This is a genomic window from Streptococcus australis, assembly GCF_019930045.1.
In the GTDB taxonomy this organism is placed as follows: Bacteria; Bacillota; Bacilli; order Lactobacillales; family Streptococcaceae; genus Streptococcus; species Streptococcus australis_D.
This window is the reverse complement of the sequence record NZ_JAHZQQ010000122.1, coordinates 1-828: the sequence shown is the minus strand read 5'-3', so window position 1 is coordinate 828 and position 828 is coordinate 1. Positions and strand designations below refer to the sequence as shown.

The following is an 828-nucleotide window of genomic DNA, read 5'->3' as shown; positions in this document are numbered from 1 at the left end:
TCAGCTCAAACAGCTTGAAAGATACTCGCTTAATCAGAGGAACAACTTTGTTGCACTTGACTTGACAATTGGGGAAATAAATAATTAGTTTAAAATCATAACAAATTTAGTTTGATAATGATACAGGATAATTTTAATGATAGTGAAAAATGAGGCATTTCCAATATCTGAATGTAATACTGTTTTAGATAGATTGTTAAAAAAAGATACTTTTATAGAAGGAGAAAGCTTATGGGATTTTTTGATACTGTAAAACAAGAAGGCACTTTTTCAAATGCTTCTGGAGCAAATGGATTGCATTATGTTGTTCTTCAAGTGACATTGAAAGAAAAGTTTTTCGGCACTGGTTCGGGGAATCTTACAGAATTAGAAGATGTAATTAATCGCCAAGCATCTAAGGGATATAGACTTCATACAATCAGTACAGCGAACGGTGGAAGTAAAGGATTAGGTGGAGGAGACCGTATTCAAGCAACTATGGTTTTTGAGAAGATTATATAATTCCTTTTAATCCTTCATCTTTGCCAGTAATAATCTGATCTTTATGTGTTATTCTAACAAGAATAGGGAAAATATAAGTTAGAAATCGAAAATAAATAGAGGTTGAACAAGTTTGCTAACTTGTTGACATATGGCTCCGAATGGATTATAATTTATTTAATCTTAATGAATGGTTGCAGTAGCGACCTACCGAAAGGGGCTTCTAATGAAGCTCCTTTTGTGCATTATTTTGAGGTACAATCAATGAAACCTTTTGATAAATTGCAAGAATAAGTGCAACATTTACTTGAACTCATCCTCTAGAGCTTCACAAGCAGTTCTGTAAGC

General features: G+C 33.0%; 1 protein-coding gene. It reads left to right on the top strand.

Going from position 1 to position 828, the window contains the following annotated elements; genetic code table 11:
* Positions 1-231 precede the first annotated feature (231 nt).
* Entirely contained in the window at positions 232-501 is a 270-nt protein-coding gene (locus tag K1J10_RS10585; protein ID WP_061563704.1) for a DUF4177 domain-containing protein, read from the top strand.
* The last annotated feature ends 327 nt before the right edge of the window (positions 502-828 follow it).